Here is a 23,069-nt window from a genome sequence, read left to right as displayed (position 1 = left end):
GGAAAGCGTCGACGGTCCGGTCGCGGATCCCCGCGATCCGAAGCGATGCGCACGTACCCAGAAACCGGCGCGCCATGCCCGATTGGCGGCGCGCTGCATGCTCTAGAATCCGCGCTTTGCAAACGGATTTGCGGCTTCCATGATCGTCGGCATCGACCTCGGCACCACCCATTCGCTCAGCGGTATTTCCACTCCGGACGGCGGACGGCTCTTCCCCAATCCGCACGGCGACCTGCTCACGCCTTCGGTGATCAGTGTCGATGGCGACAGCGTGCTGGTCGGCCAGGCGGCGTGTGATCGTCTGGTCAGCCATCCCGAACACAGCATCGCCGGCTTCAAGCGCTGGATGGGCACCTCGCGCGAGACGCGTCTGGGCGACCGCACGTTCCGGCCCGAGGAACTGTCGGCGCTGGTGCTGCGTGCGCTCATCGCCGATGCCGAAGCCGCGACCGGGCAGACCGTCACCGAAGCGGTGATCAGCGTGCCGGCCTATTTCTCCGATGCGCAGCGCAAGGCCACGCGCGCGGCTGGTGAACTGGCCGGCATCCGCGTGGAGCGCCTGATCAACGAACCCACCGCGGCGGCGCTGGCCTACGGCCTGCAGCAGCGCGACGGCGAAGGCCGCTTCCTGGTGCTGGATCTGGGTGGCGGCACCTTCGACGTCTCGATCCTGGAACTGTTCGACGGCGTGGTCGAAGTGCACGCCAGCGCCGGCGACAATTTCCTCGGCGGCGAGGATTTTCTGGAGCTTCTGGTCGAGACCTTCGCGCGCGACAGCGCGGTCGACATGACGCAGCTCGCCCGGCGCGAGGCCGGCCAGTTGCGGCGGCGCCTGGAGGCCGCCAAGCGCGCGCTCACCGGCCACCAGCAGGCCGACGTGCAGCTGCAGCTCGACGGGCGCAGCGTGCAGTGGCAGATCGAGGAAGCACGCTTCGCCCAGCTGGCCGAGCCGCTGATGCAGCGCATGCGCACGCCGATCGAACGCGCGATGCGCGATGCACGGCTGACGCCGGACAAGCTGGACGAGATCGTGCTGGTGGGCGGCGCCACACGCATGCCGATGGTGTCGCGCCTGGTGACGCGCATGTTCGGCCGCCTGCCGCTGCGCCACATCAACCCGGACCAGACCGTCGCGCTGGGCGCGACCGTGGCCGCCGGCCTGAAGGCGCGCGACGAACACCTCAGCGAAGTGATCCTCACCGATGTCTGCCCCTACACCCTGGGCACGCAGGTCTCGAAGCAGAGCGGCGACGGCCAGTCGCGCGGCGGCTTCTTCCATCCGATCATCCAGCGCAACAGCGCGGTGCCGGTGAGCCGGGAAGACGAGTTCTATCCGGTCAACGAAGGGCAGCGCCAGTTGACTATCGATGTCTACCAGGGCGAGAGCCCACTGGTGGCCAACAACATCAAGCTGGGCGCGCTCCAGCTCACGATCGATCCGAAGCTGCCTGTCGCCCAGAACGGCGTGACCGTGCGCTTCACCTACGACATCAACGGGCTGCTGCAGGTCGAGGCCCGCGTACATGCCAGCGGCCAGCGGCACGAACTGGTGCTGGAACAGAATCCCGGCCTGCTGGATCCCAGCCAGATTGCAGAGCGGCTGGCGGCGTTGTCGGCGCTGAAGATCCATCCGCGCGACCAGCAGCAGAACCTGGCGCTGATCGCACGCGCCGAGCGCATCTACGAGGAACACCTGCATCACCGCGAGCGGGTGCAGGACTGGCTGCTGCATTTCCGCAACGTGCTGGACTCGCAGGATCTGCGGCTGATCGAAGACCACCGCAGCCGTCTCGCAGAGGGCCTGCAGTCGATCGAGGCCGAGGGGTGAGCTGGGCGCTGGACTGGCTGCAACTGCCCCACGACGCCGACGAACGCACGATCAAGCGCGCCTACGCGGCGCGGCTGAAGACCACCCGCCCGGACAGCGATCCCCACCGGTTCCAGCAGCTGCACGAGGCCTATCAGGCCGCACTGGCGTGGTCGCGGTATCGGGACACGTTTGCCGATACCGAGGACGTGGAGGACGACGCGAACGGCTGCGACACCGTCGTCGCATCCACGACGGACGCATTTGCGGACGCGGCTGAACACGACATGCCGGAAGACGACATGCCGGACGGCGCCTATCGCACGGTGCTGACGCTGGACGCCCTGCTCGCCGCCACCGGCGCGCCATCCACACCGGCGTCGTCGTTGGAGAACGGCGACGAGGACCCGCACGACGCTGACGTCCGCTGGCCGCACACGCCGGCTGCAGACACCCGGCCTGCACGCAGCGGGCCGCCGCCGCTCCCGCCCGTCGACGCCACAGCCGGACTGGACATCGACGCCCTGTGCGCGGCGATCATCGAGCAGGCCTGTGTCCGCGACGAACGCAGCCTGCTGGAATGGCTGCACCAGCGCCGCGAGCTGTGGTCGCTGGAGGTCAAACCCCGCGTCGGTGCCTACCTCATCGCAAGCCTGCACACGCAGCTGCCGCCGATCGGGCGCGATGCGTTCGATGGGCTGCTGCAGTTCTTCGGGCTGGACCAAGTCGGCTCGGGACAGGATGCGTACGCGTTGCAGGTGCTCGGCGAACGCATGCAGCTGGCGTGGGAACTGGTGCCCGGTCGGGAGGATGCCTTGGCTCGCCGCATGACGACCACGACGAACGAGCGCGTCAACGAGCGCGATGTCGAGCGCATGCTCAAGGTGCTGCGGAGTCCATACAACGCCCTCGCCGCACTGTGCCGCAGCGTTATTCCGAAAGAGACATCACGCTTCCGTGCGTTCCTGCAGACGCTGGGCTACGGCCTGTATCCGTTGCCGGACGACATCAACCGCGATCAGGTCGCATTCTGGCTGCAGGTCAGCGACACCCAGCGCATGACGCGGATGAGGGCCTACGCCGCCCTGCTGCGTTGCGCGGTCTACGGCGCTGTGCTGACGCTGCTGGCCGTACTGCTCGCCTGGCTCAGCAACAGCGAGCGCAGCTTGGGGCTGGTAGCGCTGTACGTCTTCGCCGCGTCCACCCTCGGGTTGGCGGCGCTGTGGTGGGCGCGGATCGGGTTCCAGATTTACCTCCGCTGGCAAGGCGCACCGGAAGGTGCCGTCACCTTCGCGCCACTGCTCAGACTGCTGTGGGTGCCCGTACTGACGGTACTGGCGCTGGTGACGCTCCACGCCCTGGGCGCGTCCGTGCCGGGCAGCATCATTGCGTTCGTCGCCGTGTTCACGGCGCTGGCGCGCTACGCGCGTCGCCGCGTGGGCAGGTTCCGCCACTTCGTCTGGGTGGTCGTGCTGAGCTTCGTCCTCGCCCGGTCCGCGTTGCCGTCGTTGGCGTTCGGTGATTTCGCCGTGCTCAGTGCGCTGTTCCTGTGGGCGCTCGATCTGTGGTTCCACCGGCACCGTGTGCGCTGGCGTCGCTGAGCGACGCACGCACGGCGATCTCCGCAGGCGGCGCAAGCGCCAACTGCGTTTGCCACGCAGCGCCCCGCCAGACATCGCGGCTGTGACCGCTTTCACAGAACCGCCCTTCGCGCTATGGTCGGCGACAGGGAAGGGGGATTCGCATGGAACGCGGACGTCGTGGCTTTTTCGACGCTTTGATCACACTGCCGTGGCCGGTTGCACTGGTCGTCGGCGGCATCGGCTATGCCGGCATCCGCTATGGAATGCCCGCACTCTTCGCGCGGCAGGACGGCCCGTTCGCGCAGGCCCTCGCCCAGCAGGGCGACGCGCTTGCGCCGGTCGCCTGGATCTTTCTGGCCGCCTGCACGCTGTGCGCGCTGGTCGCCTTCGCCAACGCCCACAGGCGCCGTCGCCTGCTCGACACCCGGAGCGATCTCGACAGCCTGGCCGCCATCGGCTGGCGTGATTTCGAACGGCTGGTCGGCGAAGCTTTCCGCAGGCAGGGCTACGCCGTCGCGGAAACCGGGCTGGGCGGCCCCGACGGCGGCATCGACCTGATCCTGCGCAAGGACGGCCGACGCACGCTGGTGCAGTGCAAGCAGTGGCGTCGCCGCCAGGTGCCGGTGAACGTCGTACGCGAGATGTACGGCCTGCTGGCCCACTACAGCGCGCATGACGTGCGCATCGCGACCGTCGGCAGCTTCACCCGTGACGCCGCCCGGTTCGCAGCCGGCAAGCCGATCGACCTGATCGATGGCGCAACCCTGCTGGCGATGATCCAGAGCGTGCAGGCCGATACGCGCCCCGCCGCATCAGTGCAGCCAGCGGCCGACGTGCTGCGCATCGCGCCCGCGTTCCATACAGCAGCACCCGCAACGGCATCGATCCCCGACTGTCCCCGCTGCGGCACCGCGATGGTCGAACGCACCAACCGCCGCAACGCGAGTACGTTCTGGGGCTGCACCGCGTTTCCCATCTGCCGCGGCACGCGATGAGCGACGTCGCTGGTACATCGTCTTTATTCCCTTCATCTCCCAGGCAGAACCCGCCATGCGCACTCTGATGTTGCTGTTGCTCATCGCCGCCGCCGCGTGGGGCGGCTATCGCCATTTCAATCAGCCGGAAGTCGAAACGGCTGTGCCTATCGCCGTGACTTCAGCAAACAGGCCAACGACGACCGAACGGGTGCTGCCCAAACCTGCGCAGAGCTTTAGTTGCGATGGGCGTCAGCACTGTTCGCAAATGCGGTCCTGCAACGAGGCGACGTTCTTCATCCGCAATTGCCCGGATACGAAGATGGACGGAGATAACGATGGCGTGCCCTGCGAGTCGCAGTGGTGTGGGTAAGTGAGCCTGACCCCATTCTCGCGATGCCAACTTACGTAATTAATGGAGCTCTAGGTGCGCATTGAATTTGTAGAAATTTCCAACTTCCGCAAACTGCTGGCTGTTCGTATCGACATCGCCAAGCAAGCCACCGTATTTGTGGGCGCGAACAACAGCGGAAAATCCTCAGCGATGGTCGCTTTGAGGCGGTTCCTTGTTGATCATGGCGAGCTGTCAATCAACGATTTCACTCTCAGCCACTGGGCTGCGATCAACGCGCTTGGACAAGCCTGGGAAGCAGAGACTGAGGGAGATGAGGCGGAAGAATTCGATTGGGGCAGCGTTGCGCCGTCGGTAGATGTCTGGCTTTCAGTGCCCGACAACCAGGTTCACTTCGTTCAGAAGATTCTCCCGACGCTCGACTGGGATGGATCTGCGATCGGGGTTCGGCTTCGCTTCGAGCCAAAGAAGATCGAGGATTACAAGCGAGAGTATCTAGCAGCAAGAAATTCTGTGAAGGCTGTTCTGGCCGCTATGGAACCCGGCGAGGAAGACGAGTCGGAACCATTTTCGCTCTGGCCTAAGTCGATGGTCGAGTTCCTTTCAAAGCGCCTCAACGCGCTGTTTGAAGTGAAGTCTTATCTCCTCGACCCCTCTGCGCTTCAAGACCCGAAGGAGGGTGAAGCGTTCCCTCAGGCGCTCCCGCCCGACAGCGAGCCGCTATCTGACGATCCCTTCAAGGGGCTCATTAGGATCGACGAGATCAGTGCCCAGCGCGGACTGGGGATGCCTGTCCGCAAGGGCGGGAAGGGCGACGATGATCCTGAAATCACACCACGCGTTAGCACCAAGCTCTCTGCACAGCTGCGCGGTTATTACGCTCAGCACCTTGATCCCTTCGACCAACCAGAAGTCGATGACTTGGTCGCCCTGCAAGCGATCCATGCAGCTCGCGTCAAGTTCGGTAAGCAGCTGGCCGATTCGTTTGCGTCAGCGATCGAGGAGCTTGAAGGGATCGGCTATCCGGGCCTGACCGATCCGAAGCTTTCTCTCGCAGCTGATTTGCGCCCGCTAGACGCACTCAGGCACGGCTCGGCGCTGAATTACGAGGTCCCCACGCATCTTGCCGACGCAGGCATGATCAGCCGCCTTCCAGAAGACTCGAATGGCCTTGGATACCAGAATTTGGTCTCTATGGTGTTCGCCCTTATGGGGTTTCGCGACAAGTGGATGCGGAGGGGCAAGGCCGGGAAGAAAGCTGAGAACGAATCCCACGTGCCTAGGTTGCATCTTGTGTTGGTGGAAGAGCCAGAAGCGCACTTGCATGCGCAAGTGCAGCAGGTTTTCATAGCGCACGCTTACAGCGTGCTCCGAAAGCACGAACTTCTCGGCGAATCGGAAGAGTTTCAGACGCAAATGGTAGTCAGCACGCATTCGAGCCATGTCGCTCACGAGGCAGAGTTCGCTTCACTGCGCTACTTCCGCCGCATGCCTGTCCATGCCGTCAAAGGTGCAGTCCCGATTTCTCGCGTTGTAGGCTTGTCTCGCACCTTTGGCGACGATGAAGATACGAAGCGATTCGTCCGCCGCTATCTGAAGGTGACGCACTGCGATCTCTTCTTCGCGGATGGCGCGATCTTGGTTGAGGGGCCCGCCGAGCGGATCATCGTGCCCCACATGGTCCGCAGCCGGGATGCATACAAGTATCTGACGCGGTGCTACATAACATGGCTTGAGATCGGCGGCAGTCATGCGCACCGCCTGAAATCGCTGCTCACTGATCTTGGTCTCAACACCTTGGTCATCACCGATCTAGATGCCAAGTCCGCGGCGGGAGAAAAGCTGCTTCCAAAGCGCGGCGACGCGCAGAATTCGCGCAACCACACATTGAAGACATGGGTCCCGAAAGAAGAGGGCTTAGACGCGCTACTCGACATGGCTGAGGGCTCACTCGCGACGCTGGATGAAACAGGGTTCGGCGTTCGGGTTGCCTATCAACAGCCCGTAAAGATCACCTTCGGAGCAGATGTCGACGCGGAAGCCATCGCCAACACATTCGAAGATGCGCTGGTTTATCGGAACATCGAGTTCTTCAAGACGCTGTCGGGCCCTGGGCTTGCAGCGAAATTTCGCGACACGATCGTCGGAAGCACAACAGTGCAAGAGCTATCGACCAAGGTTCACGCTGATCTAGCCGCAGGCGATAAAGCGGAGCTGGCGATGAACATCTTGGAGGATAAGAATTTGAAGAATCTGGAGCTGCCGGTCTACATCGACTTGGGTCTTGCTTGGCTGATCAAGCAGCTTCGCCGGAAAGAGGACGACATGGCCGGAAAAACTTCGCCGCCTGACGGTGCGGACACAAGGCAGGCGCAGGCGGCGCAGGCATGAGTGGCGCAGCCGAAGCTCCAAATGATGAGATGGACGCGGCGGCCGATGCAGAAATCGCCGCCTGCCTCGACCCCGACGCCCTCACGAGCTTTTTTCTCTTCGCTGGCGCTGGCTCAGGAAAGACGCGTTCTCTCGTTTCTGCTTTAAGCCATGTGCAAGCAGCTTGGGGTGCTCGGCTTCGGCAGCGCGGTCAGCGCATCGCAATCATCACCTTCACCAATGCAGCATGCGATGAGATCAAGCGGCGCGTGCAGTTCGACCCTCTCTTTGACGTTCGGACGATTCACAGCTTCGCCTGGTCTCTGATCGAAGGGCTCAATACGGATATCCGCGCATGGCTTACCGATTATCTCGCTGCCGAGATCGCCGATCTTCGTCAGAAGGACGCGAACGGTCGAGCAGGGAAGGCGAGGGAAGAACGAATTGCCAAGATCGCGGCGAATGAGGCGCGGCTGGGAGCTCTGCCAGGAATTCGCAGGTTCATCTACAGTCCAACCGGCGCGAACCACACGCGTGATGCGCTTAACCATGCAGAGGTCATCAAGATCACCGCTCACTTTCTGAGCGAAAAGCATCGCATGCGTAGCATCTTCGTCGGACGCTACCCAATTCTTCTGATCGACGAGAGTCAAGATACGAACGCTGCGTTGGTGGACGCGTTCTTCCGTGTCGACGCTGAGCATTCGGGCGCGTTTGCGATGGGCCTGATCGGAGACATGATGCAGCGCATCTATGCGGACGGAAAGGAGGATCTGGGCACGGGCCTGCCGCCCGCATGGCGCACGCCTAAGAAAGTGATGAACCATCGCTGCCCGTCGCGCGTCATCGAGCTTTTGAATGCGGTGCGGAGAGCTACGGACCAGCAAGAACAGAGGCCTAGGTCGGATGCGATCAGGGGCTTCGTCCGTCTCTTCATCCTTCCAGCCGAGCATCCCGACGTAGGCGGTGCAGAGGTTGAGATCGCGAGGCGGATGGCCGAGATCACCACCGACAAAGCGTGGTCAGACCCCGATGGGGTGAAGACGCTCACGCTTGAACACAAGATGGCTGCCAGGCGGCTTGGTTGCTTCGAAGTGTTCAGTGCTCTGTATGCGCTTGACTCCCAAAGTCTCCTCCAGCGCACACAGACTGTAGCCTTGTTCTTCACAGATCAGGTGCTGCCTCTTGTCGAAGCGCATCAGGCCGGCGATCGCTTCGGGCTCATGCGGCTTCTGAAAGCGCATTCGCCGCTCATGACGCCTGAGGCGCTTGCAGAGAATCCAGGGCGCGGTTACCTAGTTCAAGTTCAAGCCGCTGTCGACTCACTTGCTGGCCTGATGGCTGAGAATCAAGATCCGCCGCTCATTGCCGTTCTCCGAGAGGTTGCGAGGTCCAAGCTCTTGGAGATTCCAGAGCGACTATCGACTTGGGCAGCAGTGGCGACGAACGCGGAAGCGGGCGAAGGCGAAGAGGATTCGAAGACTCGAGCGCGCATAGAAGCTATCGACGAACTGCTTTCCGCCCCGTTTTCCCAGATCGCGCCACTACGCGAATACCTCGAAGGACGCGCGCGATTTGACACACATCAGGGCGTCAAGGGGCTTGAGTTTGAGCGCGTGATGGTCGTAATGGACGACTTCGAAGCGAAGGGCTTCTCCTTCAAGTATGGCGATCTGTTTGGCGGTAAAGACGAGGGGAAGATCGTCGAATCGACGAGGCGGCTGTTCTACGTGGTCGCGAGTCGCGCTGAGAAGAGTTTGGCGCTCGTTGCTTACACGAAGGAGCCGGAACGAGTCAGAGACTTTGCTTTGCGCTCAGGTTGGCTGGCGGACGATGAGATCATCGTCGGCCCATGAGGCACCTACCATAGTCGGCTATCGGAACGGGGTCAGGTTCACTTAACTGGACCTCCGCGCCCGCCGCGTTGTGATCTACTGACCGCCAAGCGCCGCAACCCCTGCATTCCGATCCAAGGAGCGTCTGCAATGCGCATCGTGCTCCGGAGTGTGGTGATGCTGGTGGCCGGCCTCTGGCTGACCGGGTGCGCGACCGGGTTTCCGCGTGCGGAGGCGCCGCACGCGGCGACGGACGGATTGGAGGGCGCAGCGGTGCTCGCACAGGGTGTGGCCGCGCATGGCGGTGATCTGCGCAAGCGCGCCGGGGATCTGAATTTCGCAAGCGACGGGCGGTGGGAATCGCTGATCCAGCGCATCCAGCCGGTGGTCACGGATGCGGGCTACCGGGTGACGACCGAGACACGCTACGCGCCGGCGCAGGGCCTGCACGCGATCCGCTCGCAAGGGCCGAAGGGCGTGAAGCAGGTGGTGCGCAGGCCCGGCAGCGTCGAGGTGTATTACGACGGCGTGCGCGTGACCGACCCGGAGACACTGCAGGCGGCGGCGATGACCTCCGATGCATTCGAGCTGTTCCACTTCGGGCCGTCGTTCCTGGCCGCGCGTGCGACGCAGGTGACGCGCATGGCCGATGTCGACGCGGCCGGCCAGCGCTACCAGCGCGTGCGGGTGGAGATCGCGCCGGGTTTCGGCGAGGCCGCGAACGATTCGGTGATCGCGTGGTTCGATGCGCAGACGCATCTGCTGTGGCGGGTGCATCTGACGTTGAACGGATTTCCGACCACGCAGGGCGCGCACGTGGACACGACGATGACCGGCTATCGCGCCGTGGACGGTGTGATGCTGCCGACGCGTTTCCACGAGCGCGTGCGTGGGCCGCTGCGCATCGATGCGCACACCTGGTGGGTGACGGGACTGGACGCCGACCGCGGCTGGCAGGCCGGTGACGTGGCCGGCGGTGTGTTCACCGGCGCCGCGGCGCGCCCGGCAGATGCGATGCCGTAACCGACGACGCGCGTTTGCGTCGTGGCACTGCGCACCGGGCGTCTCCCTGCACGCGTCACCGTTCCAGTTCACATCGACCAGGCACGTCCGCGCGCTCTGATCTGACGCATGCCCGCTCAGGTCACGAGATCGGAGCCAGCTTCACTTGCACGCGGATCAACGCTGACGGCGCGCCCGGAACTCGGCATCGGCCTGGGCGACTTCCTTGAGCTTGAGTTCGCGCTGGTGGTCCGCCTTGCGCAGCGCGTCGCGCGCTTCCTTGATCACTTCCTGCGCCAGGCTGTGGCTGGTGTGGTGCCGCTTCATGTCGATGGCGGACGCGAGGCGCTCATGGGCCACGCGGACGTTCCGGTCGACGCGGAACAGGGGCGAGTTCGAGTTCTCGGTGAGCGGCGGGTCGTAGGTCTTCTTCATGAGCGGTCTGCGTGATCAGGACGGCACGATAGCCCGCCTGCGCCGGCGCCGCACGCGCATTGATCGCTGCGGCGCGTGCAGGTCAGCGCTGCTTCGATGCCGATTCGCGTGCGGCGCGGCCGATCACGTCGGCGACCACGTCCGGTTGGGTCATGAAGAGCGCGTGGCTGGCTGACACCTGGGTGACGTCGGCGCCGATGCGCTGCGCCATGTGGACCAGCATCGCCTGGTCGAACGCCTTGTCTTCGCTGGCGATGACCGCCCAGCTCGGTTTGGTGCGCCACGCCGCGTGCTGCAGGGGAGTGGCGAAGGCGCGCATATTGATCGGCACCTGCGCATTCGCCATGAACGCGGCATCGGCGTCGCTGGTGTCGTGCGCGAAGCCGGCCTTGAACTTCGCCAGGCTGACGAATCCGAAGCCGTCGGGCGCGGTCTCGATGACGAACTCTGGCGTGGCGGCGAAGCCGGTGTATTGATCGGCAGTGGTTTCGCCGGCGTCGGGCGACAGCGCGGACACGTAGACCAGCCCGACGACGCGTTCGTGCACGCCGGCCTCGGTGATCACGGTGCCGCCCCAGGAATGGCCGACCAGCACGGTGGGGCCGTCCTGGCGGTCGAGGATGCGGCGGGTGGCGGCGACGTCGTCGGCCAGCGACGTCAGCGGGTTCTGCACGATGGTCACGTGGTAGCCGCGGGCGACCAGCAGATCGTAGACGCCGCGCCAGCCGCTGCCGTCGGCAAAGGCGCCGTGCACCAGCACGATGTTGCGGGCCGCGTCGGCGGGCAACGGCGCGGCAGGCGGAGCGGCGTGGGCGGCGACGCCGACAGCCAGCGTCAGGGTGCTGGCCAGCAGTGTGGGAAATGCGATGTGCATGGTGGTCCTCCAATCGATGGGGATGGACGCCTGCGCAGGTCAGAGACCGTGCGCGGCCTGGATGAGATCCGCCGCGCGTTCGCCGATGACGACGCAGGGGGCCATGGTGTTGCCGCTGGGTACGTCGGGCAGGATCGAGGCGTCCGCGACACGCAGGCGGTCGATGCCGTAGACCTTGAGCCGGCCGTCGACGACCGACATCGCATCGCGGCCCATCTTCGCGGTGCAGGCCTGGTGCCAGAAGGTGATGGCGGAATCGCGGATGTAGCGCTCCATATCGGCGCCGGTGCGCGGCCCGGGCATGGCCTCGCGCTTGAGCAGCGACTTGAACGCCGGCGCGAGGGCGATCTCGCGCGCGATGTCGATCGTGGTCCGGGCCGCACGCAGGTCATCGGGATGCGACAGCGTGTTGGCCTGGATGCGGATGGCATCGCCGACCTCGGCGCCGCGCAGATGCAGCGAGCCGCGGCTCTTGGGATGCGACAGCCCGGCGAAGACCATCCAGCCATGGGCGGGCACGCCGAGGTGCGCGGTTTCCGGCGTAGGCACGGGAAACCCCAGCTGGCACTGGAAGACATCGGGCAGGCGCAACGCGGCATTGGTCTTCCAGTACAGCGTGGCCTCCGATCCGCCATGCCCGACTGCGAGCGGTGCATGCGATTCAAACAGGCAGCCGAAGGCGACGTGGTCCTGGTGGTTGCGGCCCACGCCGGGCAGGTGCTGCACGACCGGAATGCCGTGCGGGCGCAGTTCTCCTTCGTCGCCGATACCGGACTGCATCAGCACGCGCGGCGTGTTGATGGCGCCCATGCACAGGATGACTTCGCGCCCGGCCATGAAGACCTCGCGGCGGCCATCGACGATCGCCTCCACGCCGACGGCGGTCTGCCCGCGCAGTACCAGCCGATGGACGAGCGCGTGCGTGCGCACGGTGAGGTTGGCCTGGTGGCGTCTGGGCCAGATGTAGGCGCGGAACATCGAGGCGCGCTGGCCGTCCTTGATGATGAGGTCTTCGATCGCCACGCCGCCGCGCCCTTCCATCATCGCGCCGTTGGGACTGGCGAAGACCGGCAGGCCGATCGATGCCGCGCCTTCCACCATGGCCAGGGCTTCTGGCTGCGGATCGCGTGCGGTCTCGACGTGCACCGGGCCACCGTGGCCGCGCCGTTCCGGGTCCGGCAGGCCGCGCCAGTCTTCGATGCGGCGGTAGATGTCGAGCACGCTGCGGTAGTTCCAGCCGTCGTCGCCGGCCTGTTCCGCGTAGTGGTCCCAGTCTTCCCGGTGGCCGCGCGCCCACACCATCACGTTGATGCTGGAGCTGCCGCCGAGCACCTTGCCCATGTTCAGCGGAATGGCGCGGCCGTTGAGATGCGGGTTGGGTTCGGCGACGAAGCCCCAGTCGCGCTCGGAACCGAGGTTGGCCGGCCACTGGCCGGGCGTCTGGATCTCGGGCCGATCGTCGCTGCCGCCGGCTTCGAGCAGCAGCACGTTGACGTCGGGGTTTTCTGCGAGTCGTCCTGCCAGCGCGCAGCCCGCCGGACCGGCGCCGCAGACGATGAAGTCGTAGTGCGAAGACGTGGGCGCGGCGGGGCGCGGGGCGTCGTCGGTCTGGTGGCGCGTGCTGCCCATGGGCGTCCTCTGCGGTGTGCGAAGGACGCCATGCTGCGGATGGCGCGCGCGGCGATCCTGCACGCGCGGGACGTGCGTTGAACGTTCGGGCCACAGCGCGATGGGACGTGCAGATTCCGGCATCGCGGCGCGATACCTCGTTGCATCGATGCCGAGATCGCGGTGGCTGCTTCGGTCTGCCTAGCAGCGGCGCAGGCGCCGGTAGGCGCCCGGACTCATGCCGACGCGCTGCTGGAAGACGCGGGTGAGGTGACTCTGGTCGGCGAAGCCGCAGTCCAGCGCGACCTCACCCAGCGGCACACGCACGTCGGCCAGCAGAACCTGCGCGCGCTAAACACGCAGACGCATCAGCCAGCCGTGCGGCGAGGTGCCGGTGGACGCACGGAACGCGCGGGTGAAATGACGGATGGAGAGTTCGCAGACGCCGGCCAATTCGGCCAGCGTGACGCGACCGGCCAGGTTGGCGCGCAGCAGATCCTGTGCACGGCGCAATTGCCACACCGCCAGCGTGCCGGGCTGCGCGGCCGGGCGCGGGCGCATGCCGCCATAGGCGTGGGCCACATGCGTGACCAGCGCCAAGGCGACGTGATCGAGGAACAGCTGGTTGGCCTGTGCCGGCAATGCCAGCGCCGGCCGGATCGACGACAGCAGATCGCGCGCGACCGGATCGCGGAAGGCCGCACCGGTGTCGTGGCGCAGGGCGTCGATACGCAAGGCACCGGCGTCTTCGGCGACGGCAGCGAGCGCGGTCTGCGGCAGATAGAGATCGATAGCGTGGAAGGCTTCGCGACGTTCGGTGGCCAGGTTCTCGCGCAGGTCGAAGATGGCGACGTTGCCGACGTCGAAATCGCGTGGGCGGACCAGGCGGCCGTCGGCGTAGAGATCGAAGTCCGTGCAGGGCCGGAGCTGCAGTGCGATCAGGAAGGCATCGTCGCGGATCGGCGCTGCGATGCCGGACGCGGCTTCACCGCTGCCGAGCTCGAGGAATGCCATGCCCGACAGACCGGCGCCCCGCGTCGCCAGGATCGGCGCCTGCGGCAGGTCCATGGCGCGGGTCAGCGCCGCCAGGCCGGGCGGCAATGCGCCAGCCCCGGCCGTGTCGCAGTGGCGATGCGCGGGCGGCGTGTCCATGGTGTTGAAGCATCCTGCTGCGCGCGTCCGGCTGCAAGACGCGCGGACGGACGGTCAGCCGATCTCCAGTGACCGGATGCGATCGCCCGCCAGCTCGAACACGTGATCGAGTTGGACCGGGCTGCCGGGAAAGTTGCCGACGACGTTGGCAGTGACGGTGTGCCGATCGCCCTGCTGGACGGCGCCCAGCGGTTCGACGGTGTAGGCGAACTTGCTGCGCGCCGCGTGGTGCCAGCTGCGGATGGCGGCGTGGCCGCGGTGGGTCTGCCGTTCGTCGTGCACCTGCGCGTCGTCGGTGAAGCAGTCTTCCAGGCCGGCGGCATCGGCACCGTTGCTGATCCGGAAGTAGCGGGCGATGGGATCCGGCAGCGGTGGCGTCATGGCGGGCACTCGATGTGGAAGGCGGGACAGACAGGGTGGTCCCGGGCCCGCACTGCGACAAGAACGCACGGAAAAGTAAGTGACCTGATGGGGGGGTGCGGCAGGCAAGCGACGGTCGTGATTGCATCGGGTGCGCAGCACGTTGCGCGCGGTGCGGATCAGGCGGCGGCTGGACGGCCGACACGGTTCCAGCGCGATGCACTCACTGCGATGCGCGCGCCGCATCCGCCGACGCGAAATGCGCGAGCTGGTCGGCATGCGCCTTCTGGAACGCCGGGCGCGCGAGGAGCCGCGCGACATAGGCTTCGGTTGCGGGGCGTATGCCGTGCGCGCGCAGGATCCTGATGCGCAGCACGTCAGCCATCAGCAGATCGGCGACGGTGAAGCGGTCGGCGGCCAGCCACTCGCGCGTCGCGAGCACGGTCTCGAGCTGGGCGAGGCGGGTGTCCATCCATCCGGTGAGCGGCGTGTCCGGTTGGCCGGAGACGGTCGAGAACCACCACGGCACGGTGACCATCTCGATGGAGTTGAGCGCGGCGATCACCCACTGCCGCGTGTCGGCCGCGCCGACGGGATCGGTCGGCATCAGCACGTCGCTTTTTTCGGCGAGGTGCAGCAGGCAGGCGCCGCTTTCGAACAGGCGGATGTCGCCGTCGTCGAGATAGGGCACCTGGCCGAAGGGCTGGCGATCGAGATGGTTGGTGCGGCGTCCGTCGAAGGCCACGGTGCGCACCGTGTAGGCGAGGCCGGCTTCCTCGGCCGCCCAGCGCAGACGCAGATCCCGCACGAAGCCGCGCGGGCCCTGCGGCAACCAGTCGTAGGTCCAGACGATCAGGCGGTCAGTCATGGAATGACGGTCTCGCGTTGTTCAGGCCTTGAAGCGGCCCCGATCAGCGGAGTCTGCGCCCATCTGCAGGCGGAGGTCATGGTCGGACCGGATGAAGCGACGCTCCGGATCCAGGCAGACACCGCCTGTTTTCCCGATGGCTCCGCCGACACCCCGGACGACGCAATCCGCAGATCCGCCCTCGCAGTGCAGGACACACACACTGCGTCATAAGAAACAAACGGCCGGCGCGATGCACGCGGCACAACGCCGGCCGTCAGTGGATCAGGGGGCAGCGGATGCGTCGGCAGCGGCCTCGATCGATTGCAGGCAGTAAGCCGGCAGCCAATGGAAACTCTGACCCCGGTACTCGCTGTCGAAGATCACCTTGTATTGGCATGACACCGGGCCGTCAGCGGTGCGGAACTGGAAGAGGTAATCCCACTCACGCACGCCGACCAGACCTTCGCGGAAGTGCGGGCGGCCCAGCGCCTGATACAGCTGGTCTTTGGTGACGCCCGGGCCGATTGCGCGCAGGGCGTCGAGATCCGGCATGGTGCCGCCGACCAGGACCGCATAGGCGGGATCGGGGAAGACCACCTCGCCAGCGACGCCTTCGGGCGAGATGTCACGGCTGACATAGCGGGTGCCGCAACCGGCGAGGACGCCGGTAGCGACGGTGACGAGCAGGGCCACGCCGATCTGGCGGGCAAGGAAACGGTTGATCATGGGTTCGGTTCTCGGCTGGGGGCGCGCACCGGCGCCCCTGGATGGATGCGGGGGCCCGGCGCATGCGCCGGGCCCTGTCAGGCGGACGTCGGACTCACCACTGGATGCCGGCGCCGACGGAGAAGCCCCACTCGCTGGCGGTGTTGCCACTGGCCTGCGCGCGGTAGACCCAGCGGCCGTTGTCGGTGATGCCCGACAGACCGACGGCCATGCCGTATTCGCTCTGATAGCCGCCGAAGCTGGCCGACAGCATGCTCTTGCCCGGCAGGTACGCCTGCGGCAGACCCGCCATCGCCATCGCCGAGGCCGTCGCGCCGCGATAGCCACGATTGAGCGACCACATGTCCTCTTCGACCTGCGCGATCCGGCCGTCGGTGTACTGGTTCGACGCGGTGATCGCCTGGTTGACGCCGGCGTTGAGCTGGTTGACGTTGACGGCGTCGGTGCCCGCGATACCGGGTGCGACACCAGTCACCGTGCGTCCGCCGACGTTCACTTCGCCGGTCGAGCGGCTGTTGCCCACATAGGCCGCGTTGTAACTGGCCTGCGCACCGACCGTCGTTGCCGACCCTGCACCCAGCGCAACGCTGTTGCCGTGGCTGGCGGCGGCGCCGCGACCGATCGCCGTGCTGTCTGCGGCCGAGGCGGTGGCGCCCTGGCCCAGCGCGGTGCTGCCCGCGCCGCTGGCGACGGCCTGGTTGCCGATCGCGACACCGTTGTTGCCGCTGGCGACCGCACCGTTGCCGCCGGCGGTGGCGTTGCTGCCCGATGCGACGGGCGCGACGTAGGGTTCGCCCTGGCTGATGCGGAACGCGCCGTTCGCACCGGTCTCCAGCCCGTCGATGCGCGTGTCGACACCCGCCACTACGTTTTCGATGCTGTCGACGCGGTCGCCGATGGCGGTGATGTCACCCCGGATGTCGACGATGTCGCCCTGGATGTCGGTGATGTCACCCCGGATGTCGACCAGATCGCCCTCGATCGTCGTCACGCGGCTGTCGAGCTGGTCGATGCGGCCGTTGACCGCGCCAACCTGGCTGTCGGTGTAGCTGTTGGCTTGCGCAACGCCCGCATCGAGCTGGGCGACGTTGACCGCATCGGTCGCCGCCGAACCTGCCGCGATGCCGGTGATCTGGCGTCCTCCGACGTTGAGCTCACCGGTGGAACTGCTGGTGCCGACGTACGCGCCCTGGTAGCCGCTGCGCGCGCCTACGGTCGTCGCCGATCCCGCCCCCAGCGCGATGCTGTTGGCGTGGGTGCTGATCGCACCGGCGCCGATCGCGAGGCTGTTCACCGCCAGCGCCTGGGACTGGGTGCCGAGCGCCATTGCACCGGCCTCGTCCGCTGCGCTGCCACGACCGATGGCCACTGCATCGTCGCCTTGCGCGGACGCGTCCTTGCCCGAAGCGATGGCATCGTCACCCGTTGCACCGCCGCCGTTCTCGTTGCCGCCGCCGCTCGAGTTCACGCCGTAATAGCGCGTCCGGCCAGCGGCCACGGTGTCACGGAGCTGGCTCAGATTGACCGCGTCGGTGTCGTCGACGCCGTTGGCGACGTTGATGATCGCGGTGCCGCCGGCATCGATGCCGCTGGTCGTCACGCTGGGGCCGTTCTGGATCACAAGACCGGTGTTGCCCAGCTGGACGTTCGTGCCGACGGCCACGCCGGTGGTGTCGATGCGGGTGTCGTCGAGTTCTACGCTGTCGAGGGCCAGATCGCGGCTGAGCGTGACGGCGATTTCGGCATTCTGGTCGACGCCGGTCTGGCTGACGGCGATGTTGGTGTCGCCGCGGAAAGTCACCGTGCCGTTCGGCCCGATGTTGGCGGCAGTGCCGCTGTCGGCCGCGACGTTCCACCCGGCGTTGACCGACTGGTTGACCTGCTGCAGCTGCTCCTCGGTCGCTGCGCGACCGGAGCCGTCGGCGAACGCGGGGGCGGTCACGGTGCGGTTGCTCAGACCGGTCATCGTGCCGGCCGCGCCATCAACGGTCAGCGGATTCGCACCGCCGCCGACGGTGATCGCGGTCCCGCCGATCGAGGTCGTGCCGCCGTTGCCGGTGACGGCCACGGTGCCCGAACCGACCACGCTGGCGTTGCCGGCACCGTCGGTCACGGTGAGGCCGGTGCCGTCCAACACATGCTCGCCGACGTTGACCCTGTCGACGTCGAGCGCACGGTTGAGCGTGATGGCCACCACGCCGGCCTGGTCGACGCCGGTCTGTGCGACCGTCAGGTTGGTATCGCCAAGGAACGTGACCACGCCGTCGGGGCCGATGGCAGCGCGGTTGTCGTTGGCATCGGTCACGACCCAGCCGCCATCGATGGCTTCCACCGCATTGCGCACGAGGGCCAGCTGGTCCTCGGTCGCGGCGCGGCCGCTGGTGAAGTTGTTGGGATCGAAGGTGCGGTTCTGCAGACCGTTGATGGTGCCGGTGGCGCCGCTGACCGTGACCGGGGCTGCACCACCCACGGTCATCGCCGTCGGCGCCAGCGTGCTGGTGTGCGTGCCGTTGGTCGCGGACACGCCGGACGCGGTGACCCGGGTCTGGTTGGCGCCGAGCGTGGCCGTCAGGCCGTCGCCATTCAACCGGCCGATGCGTCCACCCGCGCCGGTCACCGCCACGCCTGTGGTGTCGAGCACCGTGTTTCCGGCGGTGACGCGCGTGACCGTGATCTGGTCGGCCAGGTCGAACACGACGTCGTTGTTGCCCGTGGTCTTGGACACGACGATGTTGCCGTCGACATTGCGCAGGTCGACGCTGTTGCCGGTGACGCTCTCGATGCCCACAGCCGTCGCGTTCGCGCCCTGCGCAGTGACGTTCCAGCCGCGCGCGGCTTCGGTCAGTGCGCCCTGGACGGTCTGGTAGCTGGTGCCGCCGACGGTGAGGCCGGGGCTGACCTGGTGCGTATTCGCATCGTAGGTCGAGGTGCCGCCGAGCGCGCCTGCGACGCTGGACCCCAGCGTGTCGACGTCGTCGGCGACGGCCTCGGTGGCCTGGTGCGCGGCGAAGAGCTGGCTGCCGTTGACGGCATCGGTGCTCTGCGCGTTCACGCGGCCTGCCGCGACGTGGGTCAGGGTCCGCTCTTCCTCGAAGCGGCCCATGCTCACCGTGGCGATCGGGGCGGTACCGGCGTAGTCGTAGGTCCGGCCATCGATCTCGGTCGACTCGGTCTCGACCGCAATCGCGGTCACCGCGTTATCACCCAGCGCGACCGAGCGCTGGTGCGCGGCCACCGCGTTCTGGCCCAGCGCCAGCGAACGCAGGCCGGTGGCCTGGGTACCGCTGCCGATGGCGGACGCGCCTTCGGCCGCCGCATTGCTCAGCGCGCCGAGCGCGAGGGAGTTGAGCGCCTGCGCCTGTGCGCCGCTGCCGAACGCGGCCGACGTCTGGCCATTGGCGCGCGTGCCGGTACCGACGGCGGTTGCGTTGAGACCGTTTGCACGCGCGTCGTCACCAACAGCGGTCGCGGCGGCCTGCGTCGCCTGCGCGCCACGGCCGAGCGCGGCGGCGCCTTGTCCACTTGCGCGCGATGCCGTGCCTTGGGCGATCGCCGAGAGGCCACTGGCACGGGCGTCATCGCCTTGCGCAATCGACTGGTTGCCGCTGGCGGCGGCGTTGCGGCCAAGCGCGAGCGCGGCGACACCGCCGGCGTTGGCGTTATCGCCGAAGGCCGCTGCAGCCGTCATGGTCGCATGCGATGCATGACCGATCGCGGTCGCGTCCTGGAACGTCGCCTGCGCGCCGTTGCCGATCGCGATCGTGTTGACGTTGCTGCTCTCCTGGCCGGGCAGCGGCGCGAAGCCCGAGACCGCCCCGGTGCCGATCGCCACACTGTTGCTGGCCAGGCCCCGGCTGTCGGTGCCGGCCGCTATCGCGTTGATGCCATCCGCGTGCGCGTCGGTGCCGCTGGCCTGGGCGTTGGTGGCGCTTGCCAGCGCGCGGGTACCGGACGCCTGTGCATCGGCGGCGTTCGCGAGCGCCTCCACGCCGTGGGCGGCAGCGCGCACGCCCGACGCCACCGCACGGGTTCCGATCGCCACACCATCCTCTGCCGTCACTTCTGCGGCGGTGCCAATGACGACCGCATTGTCGACCGAGGCTTCGGGCGTCTGGCGGTCGGCACGCGCGCCGGTACCGATCACGACCGAGTTATCGCCACGCGACACCGCGCGCTCGCCGATCGCCACGCCGCCCTTGTCGTAGACCTGGCTGCCGTTGCCGATCGCGGTGGTGTGCGCCGCCAGCGCGGCGACGTTGAAGCCCAGCGCGACCGACTGGTCGCCCTGCGCGCGTGCTTGGTAACCGACGGCCAGCGACGCGTCACCGTCGGCGTCGGCCTGCGGACCGATCGCGATCGCGTCGGCGCCGGTGGCGCCCATGTTGTCGCGGTTGCTCGGCTGGCTGGAGTTGATGCTGTAGTAGCGCGGTGTGTTCTCGTCGATCGCGGCGTTGAGCTGGCCCAGGTTGACCGCCTGGTTGGTCGCGGTCGCGGGACCGTTGAGGGTGATCGAACCGTCGGCGTTGTAGACCACTGCGTTCGCAGGCAGGGCGGTATTGACCTCGCCCCTCACCACAGCACGCAAGGCACCTTCGACCGTGGTGTAGCGCTGGGGGTTGTTCTGGTCGTCGGTCAGTTCAATGACGTAGCCACCGTAGCTGCCGTCCGGATTCACCGACAGTGTGGAGCTGATGAGGTTCGCGGTCGCGCCCTGCGCGGCGCGCAGCTGATTGACGTTGACTGCGTCGTGCGACTGCGCGCCGTCGGCGACGTTGACGATTCGCCGCTGCAGCGTTGGGCGACCGCCGATCCCGCTGTCGCCGACCGAGACCACGGTCCCGGCGCTCGAGGTCTGGCCAGTCAGGAAGCTCGCGCCCGCTGCATCGGCCGCGTCGGCCCACGAGCCGATGCCGAGCGCCACGCTGCCGCCACTGGCGCGCGCGTTGCGGCCCAGGGCGACGCCGTCCGCCTCGGCCGTGGATTCCGAACCCACCGCGATGCCGCCGACGCCAGTGGCCGTGGCGTTGAACCCGACGGCGACGCCGTCACGTTCGGCGCGGGTCTCGGAACCGACCGCGGTCGCGCGGTCGATCGCGCCCGCGCCGAAGTTGGCACGGAGACCGATCGAGACGTTTTCGTCGCCGGTGATGCCGCTGCCGGCCTCCGGTCCGATGGCGATGTTGTAGTCGCCGCTCACGTTGCTGCCGGCCTCATAACCGAGCGCAACGGTCTGGTTGCCTTCAACGCCGTTGCCCGCGCGCGTGCCGATGGCGATGTGCGAAGTGCGGTCGTTGCCGGCGTTGCCTGCAGTGCCGACACCGGCACCCGTGCCGACTGCGATACCGTCCTGCGAGCCGCCGAAGGCACCGGTACCCACCGCGATCGCGCTGCCGCTGTTGGCGGTGGCACTGCCCAGTGCGACGCTGCTGGTGCCGGAGGCGAAGGCTGACGCACCCACGGCCGTGGCATTGCCGCCGCTGGCGCGTGCAGCGTGACCGACGGCCAGCGCGCCGCTGGCGAAGGCGCCTTCGATCTGCGCACCGGTGCCGATCGCGAAGGCGTTGCTCACCGAGGTGGAATCGATGCGTGCGCTGTCGCCGATCGCCAGGGTGCCGGTGCCGGTGGCCACGGCGCTGCGGCCCAAGGCCACCGTCGAGGTGCCCTGCGCACTGGCCTGCTGGCCGATCGCCACGGTCTCGAGACCGCCTGCGGCAGCCTGCGGACCGAGCGCCACGGTGTTCACGCCGCTGACGCTGGCCTGGTGGCCGATCGCGGTGGTGCTGGTGCCGGTGGCGGTCGCCGCCCGGCCGATCGCCATGACCTGCTCACTGGTCGGACCGTTCGTCTGGGCGCCGCTGCCGATCACGATCGCGTGGTCGGCGAACACCGTGTTGGCCTGCGCGCCGTCGCCGAGGACCAGGCCGCTGTTGCCAGCCGCAAAGGCGTTGCGGCCGATGGCGACCGAGGCTTCGCCGTCGCCGCCGCGCAGATTGCCTTCGCGCGGGGTGCCAACGCGCGCGTCCTGGCCGATGGCGACACTGGCCGCGGCGCCCTCGAACGTGCGGGCGCCTTCGCCCGCGGCCAGGCTGCTGGCCCCCTGGGTGATCGTCCGCGGTCCGATCGCGACCGATTCCTGGCCTTCGGCGACGGAGTCGGGGGCAGTCGAGTTGGCATGGAAGTACTTCACGCCGATGCCGTCGGCGAAGAGTTCCTCGCGCAGCATGTAGAGCTGGTGGCCGGTGACCGCCTGCTGGCTGTCAGCGCCCACCACACCGTCGGCGACGTTGGCGATCCGCAGGCCGCCGGCGTCGATGCCGGCGGTGGTGACGCTGGGGCCGCCGGTCACGGAAAGGCCGGTCGCGCCGAGGGTGATGCTGCCGATGGCGACGCCGGTGTTCGACACGACCGTGGCCCCGGCCGTCAGGCTGGTCACCGCCACGTCGGGGGCGAGGCCGAGCTGCAGGCTGGCCGCATCGTCGGCGCCGCCGAGGGTGACGCGCACGTTGCTGTCGCCCGTGATGGTGACCGTGTCGTCAGGACCGATGTTGCGCGTCGTGCCGCCGACGGCCACGTTCCAACCGGCAGCCGCCTGGGTTTCGACCTCGCGCAGCTGGGCCATGTTCACGGCATGGTCGTTGGCGGTGCCGCGCGCGACGCCGCCGATCACCAGGCCGCCGGCCTGGATGCCCGCGGTGGTGATGCTGGGCGCGCCCGCGCCGAGGGTCAGGCCGTTCGCGCCCAGCACGACGTTGCCGATGGCCACGCCATTGGTGTCGAGACGGGTGTCGCCGGTGATGACGCGGGTGACCTCGAGGTTGGGGGCCAGCGTGATCTCGATGACCGCCTCGTCGTCGGTGCCGGTCTGACGGACGCCGATATTGGTGTCACCGCGGAACGTCACCGTGCCTTCGGCACCGATCTGGGCGCGCGTGGTGCCGTCGGTGACGGTGAAGTCCTGCGCCGCGAGCGGGAGGCAGGCTGCAGACACGAACAGGGCGAGCACGCCGGCCGCGAGCGGGCCGCGACGCGTCGCGTCTACGCCCGACGCGCGTGTCGGCGCATCGCCGGTGGCGAATTCCGACGCCACGACCCATGCTGCGAGGCGCGCGTTCCAGACTTTCCGAAATACCCTGTTCATTGC

16 protein-coding genes are annotated in these 23,069 nt (G+C 67.3%); 7 read left to right on the top strand and 9 right to left on the bottom strand.

Annotation, left to right across the window (positions count from 1 at the left end; translation table 11 throughout):
• The first annotated feature begins 139 nt into the window (after positions 1-139).
• The 7 genes from AC3A5K_RS15045 (at position 140) to AC3A5K_RS15015 (ending at position 9,944) form a co-directional block, all read left to right on the top strand.
• Positions 140-1,828, top strand: coding sequence for an Hsp70 family protein (locus tag AC3A5K_RS15045; protein ID WP_487618364.1), 1,689 nt, complete (start codon positions 140-142; stop codon positions 1,826-1,828).
• Positions 1,825-3,408, top strand: coding sequence for a hypothetical protein (locus AC3A5K_RS15040; protein WP_487618363.1), 1,584 nt, complete (start codon positions 1,825-1,827; stop codon positions 3,406-3,408). The genes AC3A5K_RS15045 and AC3A5K_RS15040 overlap by 4 nt, the downstream gene beginning before the upstream one ends.
• Positions 3,409-3,551: 143 nt before the next feature.
• Positions 3,552-4,385, top strand: coding sequence for a restriction endonuclease (locus AC3A5K_RS15035; protein WP_487618362.1), 834 nt, complete (start codon positions 3,552-3,554; stop codon positions 4,383-4,385).
• Between the two features lie 55 nt (positions 4,386-4,440).
• On the top strand, positions 4,441-4,737 hold the full coding sequence (locus AC3A5K_RS15030) for an excalibur calcium-binding domain-containing protein (RefSeq protein ID WP_487618361.1): 297 nt from the start codon (positions 4,441-4,443) through the stop codon (positions 4,735-4,737).
• 54 nt (positions 4,738-4,791) lie between these two features.
• Positions 4,792-7,107 (top strand): AAA family ATPase, encoded by a 2,316-nt coding sequence (locus tag AC3A5K_RS15025; RefSeq protein ID WP_487618360.1) that lies wholly within the window; start codon positions 4,792-4,794, stop codon positions 7,105-7,107.
• The gene (locus AC3A5K_RS15020) at positions 7,104-8,942 is read left to right on the top strand and encodes a UvrD-helicase domain-containing protein (RefSeq protein ID WP_487618359.1); all 1,839 of its coding nucleotides are present in this window, start codon (positions 7,104-7,106) and stop codon (positions 8,940-8,942) included. The genes AC3A5K_RS15025 and AC3A5K_RS15020 overlap by 4 nt, the downstream gene beginning before the upstream one ends.
• A gap of 129 nt (positions 8,943-9,071) precedes the next feature.
• Positions 9,072-9,944, top strand: coding sequence for a hypothetical protein (locus tag AC3A5K_RS15015; RefSeq protein ID WP_487618358.1), 873 nt, complete (start codon positions 9,072-9,074; stop codon positions 9,942-9,944).
• A 156-nt stretch (positions 9,945-10,100) separates the two neighbouring features.
• On the opposite strand, the gene AC3A5K_RS15010 is transcribed toward AC3A5K_RS15015, so the two are convergent.
• From AC3A5K_RS15010 to AC3A5K_RS14970, 9 genes are all read right to left on the bottom strand, one after another.
• Positions 10,101-10,358, bottom strand: coding sequence for a hypothetical protein (locus AC3A5K_RS15010; RefSeq protein ID WP_487618357.1), 258 nt, complete (start codon positions 10,356-10,358; stop codon positions 10,101-10,103).
• 82 nt (positions 10,359-10,440) lie between these two features.
• The gene (locus AC3A5K_RS15005; protein WP_487618356.1) at positions 10,441-11,232 is read right to left on the bottom strand and encodes an alpha/beta fold hydrolase; all 792 of its coding nucleotides are present in this window, start codon (positions 11,230-11,232) and stop codon (positions 10,441-10,443) included.
• Positions 11,233-11,271: 39 nt separating this feature from the next.
• On the bottom strand, positions 11,272-12,861 hold the full coding sequence (locus tag AC3A5K_RS15000; RefSeq protein ID WP_487618355.1) for a GMC family oxidoreductase: 1,590 nt from the start codon (positions 12,859-12,861) through the stop codon (positions 11,272-11,274).
• Positions 12,862-13,041: 180 nt separating this feature from the next.
• Complete coding sequence (locus AC3A5K_RS14995) at positions 13,042-13,176, bottom strand: AraC family transcriptional regulator (RefSeq protein WP_487618452.1); 135 nt, start codon at positions 13,174-13,176, stop codon at positions 13,042-13,044.
• A gap of 15 nt (positions 13,177-13,191) precedes the next feature.
• Complete coding sequence (locus AC3A5K_RS14990; RefSeq protein WP_487618354.1) at positions 13,192-13,992, bottom strand: helix-turn-helix domain-containing protein; 801 nt, start codon at positions 13,990-13,992, stop codon at positions 13,192-13,194.
• A gap of 54 nt (positions 13,993-14,046) precedes the next feature.
• Positions 14,047-14,373: a nuclear transport factor 2 family protein gene (locus AC3A5K_RS14985; protein ID WP_487618353.1), complete on the bottom strand. Its 327-nt coding sequence runs from the start codon at positions 14,371-14,373 to the stop codon at positions 14,047-14,049.
• Positions 14,374-14,575: 202 nt separating this feature from the next.
• A complete protein-coding gene (locus AC3A5K_RS14980; protein ID WP_487618352.1) occupies positions 14,576-15,220 on the bottom strand; it encodes a glutathione S-transferase family protein in 645 nt (214 codons plus the stop codon).
• A gap of 264 nt (positions 15,221-15,484) precedes the next feature.
• Positions 15,485-15,928 (bottom strand): outer membrane protein assembly factor BamE, encoded by a 444-nt coding sequence (locus AC3A5K_RS14975; RefSeq protein WP_487618351.1) that lies wholly within the window; start codon positions 15,926-15,928, stop codon positions 15,485-15,487.
• Between the two features lie 94 nt (positions 15,929-16,022).
• A complete protein-coding gene (locus AC3A5K_RS14970) occupies positions 16,023-23,066 on the bottom strand; it encodes a YadA-like family protein (protein ID WP_487618350.1) in 7,044 nt (2,347 codons plus the stop codon).
• Positions 23,067-23,069: the final 3 nt, after the last annotated feature.

Source organism: Luteimonas sp. Soil_C_5 (assembly GCF_057656615.1).
Note: the sequence above shows the minus strand (reverse complement) of the source record. Positions and strands in the feature narration are given on the sequence as shown.

Coding starts and splice junctions, on each gene's coding strand:
- AC3A5K_RS15045 (WP_487618364.1), top strand. CDS start 140: ATGATCGTCGGCATCGACCTCGGCACCACCCATTCGCTCAGCGGTATT.
- AC3A5K_RS15035 (WP_487618362.1), top strand. CDS start 3,552: ATGGAACGCGGACGTCGTGGCTTTTTCGACGCTTTGATCACACTGCCG.
- AC3A5K_RS15030 (WP_487618361.1), top strand. CDS start 4,441: ATGCGCACTCTGATGTTGCTGTTGCTCATCGCCGCCGCCGCGTGGGGC.
- AC3A5K_RS15020 (WP_487618359.1), top strand. CDS start 7,104: ATGAGTGGCGCAGCCGAAGCTCCAAATGATGAGATGGACGCGGCGGCC.
- AC3A5K_RS15015 (WP_487618358.1), top strand. CDS start 9,072: ATGCGCATCGTGCTCCGGAGTGTGGTGATGCTGGTGGCCGGCCTCTGG.
- AC3A5K_RS15010 (WP_487618357.1), bottom strand. CDS start 10,358: ATGAAGAAGACCTACGACCCGCCGCTCACCGAGAACTCGAACTCGCCC.
- AC3A5K_RS15005 (WP_487618356.1), bottom strand. CDS start 11,232: ATGCACATCGCATTTCCCACACTGCTGGCCAGCACCCTGACGCTGGCT.
- AC3A5K_RS15000 (WP_487618355.1), bottom strand. CDS start 12,861: ATGGGCAGCACGCGCCACCAGACCGACGACGCCCCGCGCCCCGCCGCG.
- AC3A5K_RS14990 (WP_487618354.1), bottom strand. CDS start 13,992: ATGGACACGCCGCCCGCGCATCGCCACTGCGACACGGCCGGGGCTGGC.
- AC3A5K_RS14985 (WP_487618353.1), bottom strand. CDS start 14,373: ATGACGCCACCGCTGCCGGATCCCATCGCCCGCTACTTCCGGATCAGC.
- AC3A5K_RS14980 (WP_487618352.1), bottom strand. CDS start 15,220: ATGACTGACCGCCTGATCGTCTGGACCTACGACTGGTTGCCGCAGGGC.
- AC3A5K_RS14975 (WP_487618351.1), bottom strand. CDS start 15,928: ATGATCAACCGTTTCCTTGCCCGCCAGATCGGCGTGGCCCTGCTCGTC.
- AC3A5K_RS14970 (WP_487618350.1), bottom strand. CDS start 23,066: ATGAACAGGGTATTTCGGAAAGTCTGGAACGCGCGCCTCGCAGCATGG.